The 15,208-nt window shown below is 51.7% G+C and carries 13 protein-coding genes; all 13 read left to right on the top strand.

The genetic code is table 11. The features are described from left to right. Positions 1–26 precede the first annotated feature (26 nt). The 13 genes from ACTJJS_RS25380 (at position 27) to ACTJJS_RS25320 (ending at position 15,190) form a co-directional block, all read left to right on the top strand. A complete protein-coding gene (locus ACTJJS_RS25380) occupies positions 27–635 on the top strand; it encodes a DUF6630 family protein (RefSeq protein WP_440666033.1) in 609 nt (202 codons plus the stop codon). Between the two features lie 111 nt (positions 636–746). Further along, a complete protein-coding gene (locus ACTJJS_RS25375) occupies positions 747–3,155 on the top strand; it encodes a TonB-dependent siderophore receptor (RefSeq protein ID WP_440666031.1) in 2,409 nt (802 codons plus the stop codon). A gap of 24 nt (positions 3,156–3,179) precedes the next feature. Next, positions 3,180–3,881 (top strand): hypothetical protein, encoded by a 702-nt coding sequence (locus tag ACTJJS_RS25370; RefSeq protein WP_440666029.1) that lies wholly within the window; start codon positions 3,180–3,182, stop codon positions 3,879–3,881. 5 nt (positions 3,882–3,886) lie between these two features. Then, entirely contained in the window at positions 3,887–5,092 is a 1,206-nt protein-coding gene (locus ACTJJS_RS25365; RefSeq protein ID WP_440666027.1) for a PepSY-associated TM helix domain-containing protein, read from the top strand. 56 nt (positions 5,093–5,148) lie between these two features. After that, positions 5,149–5,808, top strand: coding sequence for a response regulator transcription factor (locus tag ACTJJS_RS25360; RefSeq protein ID WP_168874645.1), 660 nt, complete (start codon positions 5,149–5,151; stop codon positions 5,806–5,808). 208 nt (positions 5,809–6,016) lie between these two features. Then, positions 6,017–7,336, top strand: coding sequence for a lysine N(6)-hydroxylase/L-ornithine N(5)-oxygenase family protein (locus tag ACTJJS_RS25355; protein ID WP_440666025.1), 1,320 nt, complete (start codon positions 6,017–6,019; stop codon positions 7,334–7,336). A gap of 1 nt (position 7,337) precedes the next feature. Continuing rightward, positions 7,338–8,510, top strand: a complete 1,173-nt coding sequence (locus ACTJJS_RS25350; protein ID WP_440666023.1) for an MFS transporter — start codon at positions 7,338–7,340, stop codon at positions 8,508–8,510. Between the two features lie 2 nt (positions 8,511–8,512). Further along, positions 8,513–9,088 carry a GNAT family N-acetyltransferase gene (locus ACTJJS_RS25345; RefSeq protein ID WP_440666022.1) on the top strand — a complete coding sequence of 192 codons (576 nt, stop codon included), beginning with the start codon at positions 8,513–8,515 and terminating at the stop codon, positions 9,086–9,088. Between the two features lie 27 nt (positions 9,089–9,115). Further along, entirely contained in the window at positions 9,116–10,951 is a 1,836-nt protein-coding gene (locus ACTJJS_RS25340) for an IucA/IucC family protein (protein ID WP_440666020.1), read from the top strand. Beyond that, a complete protein-coding gene (locus ACTJJS_RS25335; RefSeq protein ID WP_440666018.1) occupies positions 10,948–11,553 on the top strand; it encodes a nitroreductase family protein in 606 nt (201 codons plus the stop codon). The genes ACTJJS_RS25340 and ACTJJS_RS25335 overlap by 4 nt, the downstream gene beginning before the upstream one ends. A gap of 26 nt (positions 11,554–11,579) precedes the next feature. Then, positions 11,580–12,539, top strand: a complete 960-nt coding sequence (locus tag ACTJJS_RS25330) for a sterol desaturase family protein (RefSeq protein WP_440666017.1) — start codon at positions 11,580–11,582, stop codon at positions 12,537–12,539. Continuing rightward, positions 12,536–13,654: a taurine catabolism dioxygenase TauD gene (locus tag ACTJJS_RS25325; RefSeq protein ID WP_440666016.1), complete on the top strand. Its 1,119-nt coding sequence runs from the start codon at positions 12,536–12,538 to the stop codon at positions 13,652–13,654. The genes ACTJJS_RS25330 and ACTJJS_RS25325 overlap by 4 nt, the downstream gene beginning before the upstream one ends. 24 nt (positions 13,655–13,678) lie before the next feature. Further along, the gene (locus ACTJJS_RS25320) at positions 13,679–15,190 is read left to right on the top strand and encodes a pyridoxal phosphate-dependent decarboxylase family protein (protein WP_440666014.1); all 1,512 of its coding nucleotides are present in this window, start codon (positions 13,679–13,681) and stop codon (positions 15,188–15,190) included. Positions 15,191–15,208: the final 18 nt, after the last annotated feature.

The raw sequence follows: 15,208 nt of genomic DNA, 5'->3' as shown, positions 1-15,208 counted from the left end.
ATTTTAAAAAAAAACAACCATTCCCAATGAATGCAAAATTTCTCCGTTACCTCGTTTTACCCGAAGAAGAAAAACAACTCAGCACCGCCACGGATGATGAACAACTGCTCGAATTATTGTTGCAACATCAATACCTGACCGTCACCGACTGGAAAGGAGAGGAACAACCCGGGCAGATCGGGAATTTCTTACACGGAAGGCTACACGCCTTCAAGCCAGAAGCCCCTTTGGATACAGACGGCGTGTATGCGTCCATGCAGGCGGAAGCCGGCGGCTTCAAAGCCGGTGACAGTATTCCTTTTCTGTTGACATCGTTCCAGGCTTTGCTGGAAGAAGAGGACTTCGTCATTGTCCTGCTGGACCGTGGCAATGATAGCTATTATATCGGCCTGATACCAGATAAAAACAAAAAAGACCTCAAAAAACAAACTACCCCACTGGGAAAATGGCGGGCTTTTGGAGAGCTTTCCGGGGAAGTGCTGTATACTGTCTATTGCTCTTGCGGCAGCATGAACGTATGGCAGGTGAAGCGAGGCGAATTAATAGATGAGGGAGGAAACTGTGAGGACTGTGGTAAAGAGATTTTTGATAAAAACGGCCAGACCACTTTTAAGGTGATCACAGAGTACATCTAGCACATAGACACTAATGAGCGATTTTTCCTGATTGCGAAAATCAATTTCCCGATGGCGTAACTATACCGGGATTAGCAGCCCCTACTTTTGCACGCAAATGTAAAAGATATCATGGAGCCATACTATCTGCGAATCCCGGTGAAACGCCTGACTATACTGTTAGTATTCCTGTTCGCCTTGTGCGGACAGGCCATGGCAGACGATATATTGTCTGCCATCAAAGGAAAGGTACTTACCTCAGACGGGTTGCCCGCACCTTACGTTACCGTTAGAATACAGCATTCCAGTCACGGCGCCCTGACAGATGCTAATGGCGAGTTTGTTATCAAAAGGGTAAAACCCGGCAAATATACGCTGGTGGTGTCGCTGGTGGGATATGAAAATGTAGTGCAGGAAGTGGAAGTGGAAACGGACAAGATCACGCAGACCGCCATTACACTGGGAGCTTCCGGTCAACAGATGAAGGAGGTGACCGTAGTAGGAGAGTATAACAAATATACCGTCCTTACGCCTTCCAATTCTCTCCGTCTCAATGCGCCCCTTGTAGAAATACCACAGAGCATTGCAGAAGTCTCTAAAGAAGTGCTGGCAGACCAGCAGGTATTTAATATGCACGAAGGCGTTACCCGCAATGTGAGCGGCGCCTCCCGGCTGGGCCACTGGGACATGTATTCCAATATCCAGGTCCGCGGTTCCCGCGCCAGCTCCCTCCGTAACGGCATGAACGTATATATCAGCTCCTGGAGCCCGCTCACGGAAGATATGAGCATGGTGGACAGGATCGAATTCGTGAAAGGCCCTGCCGGCTTTATGATGTCCAACGGGGAGCCCGGCGGTATGTACAACGTGGTAACGAAAAAACCTACCGGCATCAACCAGGGGGAAATAACACTGTCCCTTGGCAGTTATGACAACTACCGCACCACGCTGGACCTGGACGGCAAGCTGTCTAAAGACGGCAAACTGCTGTACCGCCTCAACGTCGCTGGTGAACTGAAAAACGGCTGGCGCGACTTTGATTATACCAACCGCTACAGCATTGCGCCGGTAGTAAAATACCTGATAGACGAGAAAAACAGTATTACGCTGGAATATAACCTCCAGTACATGCAGCTGCCCGTGATTGGCGGCAACTACTCCTTCTCCAAACGTGGCTACGGCGACCTGCCGATGAACTTCACCACCATAGAAGGCAATATGGACCCCACCAGAATCAGCGATAACAGCATAATGGCTTTCTATGAACATAAGTTCAACCCCGACTGGAAACTGACGGCGCAGTTTGGGTATTTCCACTACAAACAAACCGGTCAGAGCATGTGGCCTTCCGGTTTCTCCACGAAAGGGAACGACAGCCTGCTGCAACGCAATATGAACATCTGGGACGCGCTGGGGCTTAATAAAACCGCGCAGATATTTGTGAACGGCACGCTTCGTACCGGCGCGCTGACGCACAACATCCTTGGCGGCGTAGACATGAAATACAGCAACTATTACGCTGACTGGGCGCAGGGCGCTGCTTTCGGTGATTCTGCCTTCAATATCTATAAACCCAAACACGGCGGCGTAATACAGCCCAAGTGGGACCGCTCTGCGGATATCCGTACCCGTGGGGTGCAATATAACTACGGCTACAGCGCCTTTTACCTTCAGGACCAGATCGGCCTCTTTGATGACCGCCTGCGTGTAACGCTGGCCGGCCGCTACACCACCAACAATGTGGTAAGCCCGTACGACGGCACCAATAAAGACAGCAAATTCACGCCCCGCTTCGGTATCAGCTACTCCTTAGACAGGAACAGTTCCGTATACGGCGTATATGACGTGAGCTTTATCCAGAACCCGGGACTGGACTGGGAAAGAAAGGCCTTCGACCCCATGACCGGCGACAATATTGAGTTTGGTATCAAACGCGACTGGTTCAAAGGCCGCTTTACCTCCACGCTGGCGGTTTATCAGATCACTAAAAACAATGTGCTGACCACCGATCTGGACCACCCGGACCCCGTCACCAAAAATTTTATTTACAGCCGGCAGAATGGCCAGCAGCGCATTAAAGGACTGGAAGTAGATCTCCAGGGGGAAGTAGTGAAAGGCCTGAACGTGGTGGTGAACTATGCTTACACGGATGGTATTGTGTCTAAAGACGCCAAACCTGAATTACAGGGCAACTATGTGCCAGGCATCGCCAAACATATTCAAAACACCTGGCTGACTTATATGATTGGTGGTGGCATGCTGAAAGGGCTCCGCGCCAATGTGGGGTACCAGTACCAGACGGGCCGAGTGGCCGGTCAGGTATATGACAAAACGGAAAACTTCCTGCCCGACTATTTCCGCATGGACGCCGGTCTCGGTTATACGGTCAACAAGTTCAGCGTGAACGTGCTGGTCAATAATGTGCTGAACAAATACCTGTTCACCGGAGCACCTTCTGCGGACGGTTACGGCAATAAGATCTATTACTGGCAAACAGAACCCGGACGTAACGTGCGGATGAGCGTTGGCTATCGTTTTTAAAAAAACTTAAACCTGGATATAAACATGAAAAAGTTATTATTCTCCGCTTTATTATGCTGCTGCATGGCGACAGCGTTTGGACATGCCCTCTGGATAGAAACCATTGTAAACGGTAAGAAAGGGCAGGCACAGGAAGTAAAAGTGTTCCTTGGTGAATATGCTGAGAACGAACGTGACTCTACGCAGAACTGGTTCAGCAACATGCGGGATTTTAAACTATGGCTCATTGACCCTTCCGGTAAAAAGCAGCAACTGGAATGCACGCCCGCCGGTAACCATTTCAAAGCTACTTTCACGCCGCAGACAGACGGCGCTTACGTGCTGTATATCGATCACACCGTACAGGAAGTGTACAGTGGCAGCAAGATCCGTTATTATGCCCAGGGCGTTGTACAGGTAAACCATGCCAAAGGCATTGATAACCTGAAACAGAATGACTTTGTGCTGCTGACCGGCGACGCTAAAAAAATAAACGTGCCAGAAAAAGTTTCCCTGCTGCATAAAACCAAAGCCACATTGCCCAAGGCTGAACTGGTAGTACAGTCACCGGATGGCTGGACCAAAAAAGTGAAAGGCACACAGGATGCTTTCTCCTATGTACCGGTGTGGAACGGCAGATACCTGCTGGAAGGCACTTTTACCGAAGATGAAAAAGGAGAACATGAAGGAAAACCTTATGAGCGTGTATGGCATTGCGTTACCTATTGCAAGGATGTAACTAAATAATCCATATGCCCTTAAAAAAGACTATCCTGAAAATACATCGCTGGCTCGGACTTGCGTCCGGGCTGGTTGTTTTTATACTGGGCATCACCGGATGTATCTACGCCTTCGTTGATGAGCTGAAACCGGTCGTGTACCAGCAGCGGATGTTTGTGGAGGCGCCCGCAGGCACACAGCGTTTGCCTATGAACGTTATCATGGACAAAGCACAGGCTGCCATCGGCAGCAAATACAAGCTACAGCTGGCAGAAGTGGCCATAGGGGCAGACAGGAGCGTGTCGTTCCGGACGCTGAAAGTAAACCCGGACGGGCTGACATATGCTGCCTATATGGAATATTTCTACCGGATATACGTAGACCCCTACACGGGAAAAGTGTTGAAAATAGAAAATACCAAATGGGAATTTTTCAATACAGTGGTCAACCTCCATATCAATCTTTTACTCGGTCCCAGGATCGGCGGTACCATCGTGACTTGGTCGGTGATTATTTTTGTAGTGATGTTGATCTCCGGGATCGTGCTCTGGTGGCCGGCCAACAAGGCCGCCGCCAAACAGCGTTTCCGTTTCAAATGGAAGGAGTCTACCAAATGGAAACGCAAAAATTATGACCTGCACAATATCCTTGGCTTCTATGCCATGATCATATTGCTGGTCATCTCCATTACCGGCCTGGTGATTTCTTACCAGTGGGTCAGTAATGGCGTCCAGTGGATCGCCAATGGCGGTAAACCGACGGTATTACCTGCCCCGGTGTTTTCAGACACAACTAACGTGAACGCATATTCGCTGGAGAAAATACTGGCAGATGCCGTGGTAAAGGCGCCGGAAGGGACCACTTTTTTCGTGAGTGTTCCGAAGAATGAAAAAGCTGCCGTATCCGTGTTTGCCCGAAGGGACGGCAAACCTTTGTACAAAGCCACGCGCATGCAGTATGACCAGCATACAGGCACCTTGCTTGCCAGCCGCACCTTTGCGGACATGGGTAACGGTGAGCGGATCAACGCCATGAATTATGACATACATGTAGGCGCCGCGCTGGGCATACCAGGAAAGATATTGGCATTCCTGGCCTCTCTCATCGCTGCTTCCCTGCCGGTCACCGGATTTTATATCTGGTGGGGAAGACGGAACAAAAAACAAGCGGCGCCGCAGCCGAACAAAAACAGTCATCCTAAAAAAGCCCGGCAGCCCAAACCGGTAACCCTGAAGTAACATTAACCATATATCTTCTGCGTCCAAACAGGTCATTGTAAAGTGTTATCAGCATAATGAACAGTACAGTAAAGACCCGTATTATACTGGCGGATGCGCAACCTGTTTACAGAGAAGGGATCAAAAGTTTGTTGGCGGACCATCAAAATAACTACCAGATTGAAGAAGCGGGCAACAGCGAAGAGCTGCGGCCTGCTTTGCTCACCTTCCAGCCGGAGATCCTGATACTGGACTATGACCCGGCTTATTTTGATGCCGATGAACTGCTACATACCCTGTCTGTTATTCCGGAGTGTAAGGTGATACTCATTTCCAGCCAGAAAAAGAAAGTGGATATCTTCCGGCTGCTGGACAGTAACATATACTGTGTGCTCACCAAGGACTGCAAAAAGAAAGATATCCATCAGGCTGTCTGTTGCGCTCTGCGGGGGGAAAAGTTTTTCTGCACTTTTGCCCTTGATTTATTACTGGCCGACAGAAAGAAGTCGCCTTCCGTTGCCTGTTGCCCACCGGAAGGCTTGTCCGCCAGGGAAACAGAAGTCATCCGTCAGATAGTGACCGGGAAATCCAACAAGGAAATCGCCGGGGCCATGCACCTGAGCCAGCACACCATCCATTCGCACCGCAGGAATATCATGCGGAAGCTGCAGCTGCACTCTGCCGTGGAGCTGTGTAACTATGCCCTCGAAACCGGCATCGTTAAACCGGAAACCTGATGAGGCTATTGGCCTGTAAACCCCGGGGCAGCCGTATCATACGGCTGCCCCGTTTTTTTGTCCTAATGCAATACTGCCGCGCTGTATACCACGATCAGGGTAACGGCCTACCATCCGGCTACCATCTTTTTACCATCCCCGGGCGATTGTTGCCGGAAGGCAACACTTGTACTTTTAACCCTCTGCTATCAATTAAATGAAAATTTCTATGGACAAAAAGATCTATGACTTTGCGGCTGTTGGCGTTGGCCCTTTTAACCTCGGACTGGCTTGCCTCACCCATTCCATTCCGGACCTGGATGGCATTTTCCTTGACAAAAGACCTGAGTTCAACTGGCATCCCGGGATGCTGATGCAGGACACCACCTTACAGGTGCCATTCCTGGCAGATCATGTTACCCTGGCCGATCCTACCAATCCCTTCAGTTTTCTGAATTACCTCAAAGAACGGGGACGCATATACGCTTTTTATATCCGGGAACAGTTTAAAATGCTCCGCAATGAATACAACCAGTATTGCCAGTGGGCTATCCGTCAACTGCCGGAGGTACACTTTAATACAGCGGTGAAAAACATCGAATACGATGAAGCGGCGCAGCTCTATCTGCTGCACGCCGTTACGCCTGCCAATGACAGGCTGCTGGTGCGCGCACGTAAACTGGTGTTGGGCACCGGTACGGTGCCTTATGTTCCCGCCAGCTGCCGGGAGCTGATGAACAAAGCGGTGCATTCCGCCCATTACCTGCAACACAAACACGCGCTGCAATCAAAGCGCTCCATTACCATCGTGGGCAGCGGACAGAGCGCCGCTGAGATTTATTACGATCTGTTACAAGACATCGACACTTATGGCTACTCCCTGCACTGGATCACCCGTTCTCCCAGGTTTTACCCGCTCGAGTACAGCAAGCTTACCCTGGAGATGACTTCCCCGGAGTATGTCGATTATTTCTACAACCTGCCGCAGGCCAAAAGGGATGAACTGCTTCACCGCCAGAAGCACTTGTACAAAGGCATCAACAACGACCTGATTGCTTCCATCTTTGATACCATCTACGCCAAAAAGCTGATTGCTGATATTGATATCTCCCTGCGCACGAACGCCGACCTGCGGAACATCACCCATGACGATACCGACGGGTTCAGGCTCACCTTTTTCCAGGAAGAACAGGAAAAATACTATGCTCATCAGACTTCCGGGCTGGTACTGGCCACAGGTTATACGCACCGCATCCCTGATTTTATGGGACCAATCCTGCACAAGGTGCAGCTGGACGAAAAAGGCCGTTTTGCGGTGAACCGCAACTACACTGTTGATGCGGCCGGCACCATGTTCGTGCAGAACGCGGAGCTGCACACTCACGGCTTCGTGACACCTGATCTGGGCATGGGCTGCTACCGCAATGCCTGGATCATCCGGGAGATGCTGGGGCGTGAAGTGTATCCGATAGAACAGCGGATAGCCTTCCAGCAGTTTGCCGTGGATGCCGGTGAGGAAACCGTTCCTGTACACCCTCACCTGATATAACATGCCATTGCGATTTTATCTGATACTGATGACGCTGGTGGCCGTGGTCAGCGATTATATGATGCATCCGTTTTACCCGTTGTTCTTTGCTGCCAGGTTTGGCATGGAAGACCCACGGACCACCGGCATGTATTTCAGCGCCGTGTGTGCTACCGTGATGGTGGCGTTTCCCATATGGGCCATGGTGTCCCGGCGTATACCTGAGCTGCGCATACTGGTGTACACGCAGGCAGTGGCCGGCATACTGGCGGCTTCCTGCGCTTTTATTACCCATTATGGTCTGTTCTGGGTAGTATCCCTGGCCATCATCATTTTTAAGGGCAGCTACCTGCTGGTATATCCTTTTATTCTCCGTATAACGGCCACGGATAAACACGTAGGCGTTATCAGCATCCTGTCGGTGATCATTCACCTGGGCAGCGTACTGGGGGCGGTGTTTGGCGGCATGGTCATCGACTGGATGCAGCCGCAGTACATCTATCTGGGCATGGCTGCCGGCGACTTTTTCCAGGCGGGGCTGAGTGGCTGGCTGTTACATACCCGGAAAGACATTCCCGGTCCGGCAGTAACGGAGCGGTCTGCACGCAGCTGGTCTGAGCTGTTGCCTTCCGGTACTGTGTTGCGGCTGAGCGTGATCACACTGTTTTTTTACTATGGCGATTTTATCATCCGGCCGTTTTTTGTCCGGTATTGGGAAACCTTATCGGGCATACAGTTGCGGCTCATTTCCGGGGCGGTGTACGCCATCCCTGCGGCAGTAGCGGTTTTTGCGCTGTGGATGGACCGGCGGCGCAAAGTGCCGGACTCGCCCTGGCATGCCATATTGCCGGCATTAATGCTGGCGCTGGCAGGACTGCTGCTACAGTCGTGGCCATCAACAGGCGCTGTCATAGCAGGGCGCTGTCTCTATGGATGGGCATTTTTCCAGTCGGCCGTACGGTTTGACGCGTTACTGTTCCATGTCAGCGACCCTGCGTCCTATGCAGTGGAATACAGCAAGATCCACTTCTTTCAAAACCTGGGCGTGCTGACGGCATCATTTTCCGCCGGCATACTGGTGGAGCACTATCCGCTGAATGTACCGTTTATAGTGGCTTTCGCCGTATATCTGCTGGTGGCCGCCCTTTACTACCAGCTGGCACGCCCGTATGTTCATCCCGTTAATCAGTCATGACCATGAAAACAATCAACATCATACCAACTTATAGCAACGCCGGCCACCCGCTGGGAATCGTAGAGTTGTGGCCAATGGACCTGAAGCAGGACACGCCGGAGATCTATCGCTGGGTGACACAACCCTACGCACACTATTGGGGCATGACAGACAAAACATACGAAGAGGTGCTGGCGGAATATACCGCTATTCATCACAACCCGCACGCGGAGGCGCTGATTGGCAAAATAAACGGTAGCACCGCCTTCCTCTGTGAATGTTATGACCCGGCACATGACCTTATTGGCAGCTTCTATACGCCTGAACCAGGGGACATAGGGATGCATATACTGATCGGTCCCCCGGAAGAACCCGTCCACGGCTTCACCTGGCAGGTATTCTCCATTGTAATGGACTACCTGTTTGAAAACCCGTCGCACCATCGGGTAGTGGTGGAACCGGATGCCCGCAATGAAAAAATCCATCGCCTCAACAAAAGGGCCGGGTTCACCTATGAAAGGGAGGTGCAATTACCCCATAAAACGGCTGCCCTGGCCTTTTGCACCAGGCAGCAATATTTTAAGACAAAAGAAAAGTAACAACATATGTATACAAAAAACGCTATCATGAATTCCCCTGAATCTGTCGTTAATCATCTTCAGCCTGCGCTCTGGTCAAAGGCCAACAGGCTCCATGTGGCAAAGATCATCAGCGAGTTTGCCCATGAGCTGCTGTTGCAGCCCGAATGGATCAGTGACGATGAAGAATGGTCACAGTACCGGCTACACGCTCCGGACGCTGAACAGACAACTTACTTTTTCCGCGCACGGCTGTTGGGTCTGAACCACTGGTCCATTGATACGGACAGTATCCGGAAAGTAGGCGGCAACCGGGAACTGCCGCTGGACAGTATTTTGTTTATACAGGAATTTCAAAGCCAACTGAATATCGACCGGGAGAATATTCCGGCTTACCTGGAAGAGATCACCAGCACCCTTAACGGCAGCGCCTATATGATGAGCCGGCCACAATTGCCCATGGACAAGCTGGTCCGGTCAGACTATCAGACACTGGAGCATGCCATGACTTCCGGGCATCCCTGCTTTGTGGCCAACAACGGCCGTATTGGCTTTGATGCCAACGACTACCGGCTATATGCGCCGGAAGCCGACCAGCCTATTCAACTGATATGGCTGGCCGGCCATAAAAGCCGCACCGCCTACAGCGCGGTAGATGAACTGCCGTATCAGCAACTCATCGCTGCCGAGCTGGGAGAGGAGACACTGTCCCTCTTTAACAAAAAACTAACGGGCAGCGGGCTTTCACCGGATGACTATTTCTTTATACCAGTGCATCCCTGGCAGTGGTTCAATAAACTCGCCATTATCTGTGCGCCGGACCTGGCACATCAGCACCTGGTATGCCTGGGCTACAGCCCTGACCAGTTTAATGCGCAGCAGTCTATCCGTACGTTCTACAATATCACCCACCCCGGGAAGCACTATACGAAAACAGCCCTCTCTATCCTGAACATGGGTTTTGTACGCGGACTGACGCCGTATTACATGGACAGTACGCCGCCTATCACCGAGTGGATACGGAAATATGTGGGAGAGGACCCTTACCTGAAACAGAACGGCTTTACGTTGTTGTGCGAAGTGGCGACGGTAGGCTACCGCAATTTCTACTATGAGCCTTTCGGCAAACATGTGCCTTACAACAAAATGCTGGCGGCCCTTTGGCGCGAAAGCCCGGCTAAAGTGCTGCAACCCGGTCAGCAGCTGATGACCATGGCCGCCCTGCTGCATACCGATTTTCAGGGCAACGCGCTGCTGCCGGCACTGATCGCGGCCTCCGGCCTGTCTACCCATGACTGGCTGGAACGTTACCTGCGGGCGTACCTGACACCGCTGCTGCATTGTTTCTATGAACATGACCTCGTGTTTATGCCTCATGGCGAAAACCTCATCCTGGTACTGGAAAACCAGGTGCCGGTAAAAGCCATCATGAAAGATATCACCGAAGAAATCGGCGTGTTCCGCATGAACACCGACATCGCGGAGAAAGGAAGGCGTATATGCGTTACCGTTCCGGAAGAGCTGCGCATACTGAGCATCCTCACCGATGTGTTTGACTGCTTCTTCCGTTTTCTGTCCGATATCCTGGTGACAAAATGCCACTACCGCGAGGAGGATTTCTGGCAGCAGGTGGCTGCCTGCGTATATGCGTACCAGGACGACCAGCCGCAGCATGCGGCTAAGTTTGAACAGTACGACATGTTTGCGCCGGAATTCATTCTCTCCTGTCTGAACCGTTTGCAGCTGCGGAACAACCGCCAGATGGTGGACCTCGCCGATCCGGCCGGAAGTCTTCAGCTGGCAGGGATGTTACAGAACCCGATAGCGCCGTTCAAACGCGCGGCCGCCGTTCCCGCAACACTGGCCAATACCATTGACCAATGATCATGTTGGAAGAAAAGCATGATGTCCGGCAGCAGGTGCTGACGGACATCATCCGCCGGAGGAGAAGCGTCTTCGCTGACGACTACCTGGATGTGCCGGTACCGGAAGATATTATCCGGGAGATACTGACCAACGCCACATGGGCGCCGACCTATAAAATGACGCAGCCCTGGCGCTTTATTGTGTTGCAGGGCAGTCAGCGTGCGCCTTTCGGGGAGTACCTGGCAGACTACTACCGGCAACGGCTATCCGCGGAGGAATGGCCGCCAGGCAGACATGAGCGGGCGCGGCTGTACCCGTTGAAAGCGCCCTGCATCATCGTCATCGTTTTTTGCCGGCATGAAAAAATCGACATAAAAGAATGGGAGGAGATGGCCGCCGTGTGTTGTGCCGTACAGAACATGGCGCTGACCTGCGAAGCCTATGACATAGGCGCCTACTGGGACAGCTGCGACGCCTGTATCGCCTACGCCCGGGAACACTGGCTGGAAGCCAATGAACAGTGCCTTGGATTTTTTTATATGGGTTATTACGACCGGCAAACGCACCACAGCGCCAAAAGGCGCACCGGCATTGATAAAAAGACGACCTGGCTCTATTGATTTTTGACCCGCTTAATGACTATGCTATGGAAACTGTTCTCCCGCTGTTGCTGGGAAAAATGCAAACCGTATTTGGATATATCGTGTTGGGGCTGGTGGTACTGGAATGGGTGATACTGGTAATCTCCAAAAAGATGGAGAGCAACCGCGAAGGATGGGTGAACGTGATCTCTTATGTGCTGGACAGCTTCCCGTATTTTTTCCTCGGTAAGTTCGTTGTTTTCGGCACCATGATGTGGATGTACGAATACCGTTTCTTTACCCTCGGGTATGCCTGGTACATATGGATACTCGCTTACCTGACGTACGATTTTATGTTCTGGCTCGTGCATTATCTCGGGCATAAAGTCCGTTTCTTCTGGTGTATCCACGGCGTGCATCATACCGCCGAAGAAATGAAGCTGACGGTGGCCGTGCGTGGTTCCTTTCTGGGAATACTGCATATACCCCTTACCGTTATCGCCCTGCCCGTACTGGGCTTCGATCCTTTCATGATCTTCATATGCGAAGCTATTGCAAGGCTGTACGGCCTTTATGAACATGTGAACGACCATTTCGATGACATCGTCGGCAAACAGCGGTGGCTGGAGTTTTTATTCATCACGCCCTCGGCGCATCGCGTGCATCACGCCAAAAACCACATCTATCTCGACAGAAATTACGGAGAAACTTTTTCCATATGGGACAGGACCTTCGGCACTTTTCAGACCGAGATGGAACAGGTGAAGCCGGTGTATGGCATTTTGAACGACAAAATCAGCGGCAGGAACCTGTTACAGGTACAACTACAGTTGTGGCGTGATCTGTGGACCGACGTAAGACAGGCGCCCGGACTGAAAAATAAACTGAAATACATCATCATGCCTCCGGGCTGGAACCATATCGATGGCGGTAAAATGGCCGCCGCATACCGCGCAGAAGGCTGGAAAGTTCTGCGGGAAGAGAAGAAGAAAAAATTAGTTGCCCAATTAAACCCTTCAGCATGAAAAACATGACCATCACCACACCCGATATTATCAGGGACGTATGGCAGGAAACGGCCGTGCCGCCGCCATCTGCACCACTCATTGTAGACATTACCGCGCGGGAATCTACCGCGATGTACTATATAGGCCGGCAGCTGGTCCGCGAATACGGCAGCTATGAAAATCCCGCATTCATCGCCACGCTGCACCTCAATGCTTATCAGCTGTTACCCGAGCGTATAGCCCGCATCCTGAGCCACTTCGGTACCGATTATTCCGCCGGCCAGTATGGTGCTGTTGTTTTCAGGGGATTGGTACAGGTAGACCAGGACGACCTGGGTAAAACACCTTCCAGCTGGAAGGACGCCGACTACGATAAACTGAAAGCTTATGGCTTTATCAGTAGCCTGATGCATGGCGCCGTGCCCAGCAAGCCTGTTCAGTACTACGCGCAACGCAAAGGCGGTGGGTTGCTGCACGCCATCATCCCGGATGAGCAAATGAGCCATACGCAGACCGGCAGCGGTTCCCGTACCGATCTGTTTGTACATACGGAAGATGCTTTCCTCTTTCATCAGGCCGATTTCCTCAGTTTCCTGTTTGTCCGTAATGAAGAAAGAGTGCCTTCCACGTTGTATTCTATCCGTTCACATGGCGCTACCGACGAGGTGATGCGGCCTTTGTTCCGCCCCTTGTACAAATGCCCTAAAGACGCCAACTACGCCAGGGACGCGGCCGCAGGGGAGGAGGTAAGCACCGCTGTGCTGTATGGCAATGAAACATATCCTTTCATCCGCTTCGATGCCGCCGAGCAAATTCATAATCCGGATGCCGGCCAGAGCGCCGAAGCCATGCATTACCTGGAAGAGTTCTGGAAAGTGGCCAGGACGCATATCTACAATGATTTTGTTCCCGAAGCAGGAGACCTCATCTTCGTTAACAACCACCTCTGCGCGCACGGCAGAAACGCTTTTGTGGCCGGTTACAGGGAAGAAAAAGGCGTGCTGGTGCCCTGCGAACGAAGGATGATGTTGCGCATGATGAGCAAGACCAGCTTAATTCATATCCGTGCCGTCACCAAAACAGACGACCCATATTTTATCATGGAAGAGCATTATGGCAATGTCTTCCGCTAAATCATCTCCCGAAAAAAAATTGATATGCATACAGACCAGATCACCCTTGCAGCTCCTGTGCTGCCACAGGGCAAAAACAATAAATTACTGAAAGACATCTTCTATGAAGAAACGTCCGCGGAATATCACCAGGCGCTGGAGAAAGCGCGAACGACCGTGGAAGACTTTCTACACCATACTAAGCAGCCTTTTACCGGCATCCGGCCGGCGGATATGCACGAAGCGGTTTACAGCGTGGATTTGGACCGTCCGTTGAGCGGTTATGACGAAATGCTGGCAGAGGTGAATGAATTGTATGTTCGTCATGCTACCGCCTTTCACCTGCCGCAGTATATTGCGCACCTGAACTGCCCGGTAGTGATACCGGCGCTGGCGGCGGAAGTGATCATCAGTGCCATCAATTCTTCGCAGGACACGTACGACCAGAGCGCCGGCGGCACTTTCATCGAAAGAAGGCTGATCGACTGGACAGCTCACGAGATCGGCTATACGAACGCTGACGGCGTATTCACCGGCGGCGGCTCACAGTCCAACCTGATGGGGCTGTTGCTGGCAAGGGACCATTTTGCGATGCAACGCCTGGGACACAATATCAAACTGGAAGGATTGCCGGTGCAGGCCAGCCGCTTCCGGATATTTGTCTCCGATAAAGCCCATTTCAGTAACGATAAAAACGCTTCGTTGCTGGGACTGGGCGAGCAGGCTATTGTCCGGGTGAAAACGGATAGCCGTTTCCGTATGGATGCCGCTGCCCTGAAAGCAGCGTTGGACTGGCAACTGGGTCAAGGGAATATTCCGATTGCCGTGGTGGCCACCGCGGGCACCACTGACTTCGGCAACATAGACCCCTTGCAGCCTATTGCGGCCCTTGCGGCGGAGTACCAGGTATGGATGCACGTAGATGCCGCCTATGGCTGTGGTTTGCTGCTGTCCGGTAAATACCGGCATCTGCTGAACGGCCTGGAGCAGGCCGATTCTGTGACGATCGATTACCATAAGTCTTTCTTTCAGCCTATCAGCAGCAGCGCTTTTCTGGTGAGAGACAAAGCCACGTTGCAGCTGGTAAGGCATCACGCCGACTACCTGAACCCGGCGGAACAGGATTATGAAGCGCTGCCGGCGCAGATCAATAAATCGATCACACAGAGCACACGCCGTTTTGACGCGCTGAAACTCTGGTGTACGCTTCGGTTGATGGGAAAGCAGAAACTGGGCATTTATACTGATATGATCATTGACACGGCGGCAGGTACGGCCGCTTTGTTGCAGCAGGACCCGGAGTTTGACCTGCTGAGCAGTTCGGACCTGAGCGTACTGGTGTTCCGTTTCCGGCCGATGGCACTAGATACGGACCTGTCGGCGCTGAACCTGCGTATTAAACAATCATTGTTTTTCGATGGGACTTATATTCTTGCCAGTACTAAAGTAGACGGTAATTTCTACCTGAAATTCACCATACTGAACCCGGTGACTACGCTGGCGCATATAAGGGAAATTCTGGCTGCGGTGAAAGCGAAAGGATATAGTTTGTTGTAGGTGTTTATAGACCTGTTC

This window comes from Chitinophaga sp. 22308 (genome assembly GCF_052045305.1).
Classification (GTDB): Bacteria; Bacteroidota; Bacteroidia; order Chitinophagales; family Chitinophagaceae; genus Chitinophaga; species Chitinophaga varians_A.
The sequence above is the reverse complement of the archived record's forward strand: the minus strand, read 5'-3'. Positions and strand labels throughout refer to the sequence as shown.

Excerpts from the sequence above, each read along its gene's own strand:
- ACTJJS_RS25380 (WP_440666033.1), top strand. The coding sequence starts at position 27 with ATGAATGCAAAATTTCTCCGTTACCTCGTTTTACCCGAAGAAGAAAAA.
- ACTJJS_RS25375 (WP_440666031.1), top strand. The coding sequence starts at position 747 with ATGGAGCCATACTATCTGCGAATCCCGGTGAAACGCCTGACTATACTG.
- ACTJJS_RS25370 (WP_440666029.1), top strand. The coding sequence starts at position 3,180 with ATGAAAAAGTTATTATTCTCCGCTTTATTATGCTGCTGCATGGCGACA.
- ACTJJS_RS25365 (WP_440666027.1), top strand. The coding sequence starts at position 3,887 with ATGCCCTTAAAAAAGACTATCCTGAAAATACATCGCTGGCTCGGACTT.
- ACTJJS_RS25360 (WP_168874645.1), top strand. The coding sequence starts at position 5,149 with ATGAACAGTACAGTAAAGACCCGTATTATACTGGCGGATGCGCAACCT.
- ACTJJS_RS25355 (WP_440666025.1), top strand. The coding sequence starts at position 6,017 with ATGGACAAAAAGATCTATGACTTTGCGGCTGTTGGCGTTGGCCCTTTT.
- ACTJJS_RS25350 (WP_440666023.1), top strand. The coding sequence starts at position 7,338 with ATGCCATTGCGATTTTATCTGATACTGATGACGCTGGTGGCCGTGGTC.
- ACTJJS_RS25345 (WP_440666022.1), top strand. The coding sequence starts at position 8,513 with ATGAAAACAATCAACATCATACCAACTTATAGCAACGCCGGCCACCCG.
- ACTJJS_RS25340 (WP_440666020.1), top strand. The coding sequence starts at position 9,116 with ATGAATTCCCCTGAATCTGTCGTTAATCATCTTCAGCCTGCGCTCTGG.
- ACTJJS_RS25335 (WP_440666018.1), top strand. The coding sequence starts at position 10,948 with ATGATCATGTTGGAAGAAAAGCATGATGTCCGGCAGCAGGTGCTGACG.
- ACTJJS_RS25330 (WP_440666017.1), top strand. The coding sequence starts at position 11,580 with ATGGAAACTGTTCTCCCGCTGTTGCTGGGAAAAATGCAAACCGTATTT.
- ACTJJS_RS25325 (WP_440666016.1), top strand. The coding sequence starts at position 12,536 with ATGAAAAACATGACCATCACCACACCCGATATTATCAGGGACGTATGG.
- ACTJJS_RS25320 (WP_440666014.1), top strand. The coding sequence starts at position 13,679 with ATGCATACAGACCAGATCACCCTTGCAGCTCCTGTGCTGCCACAGGGC.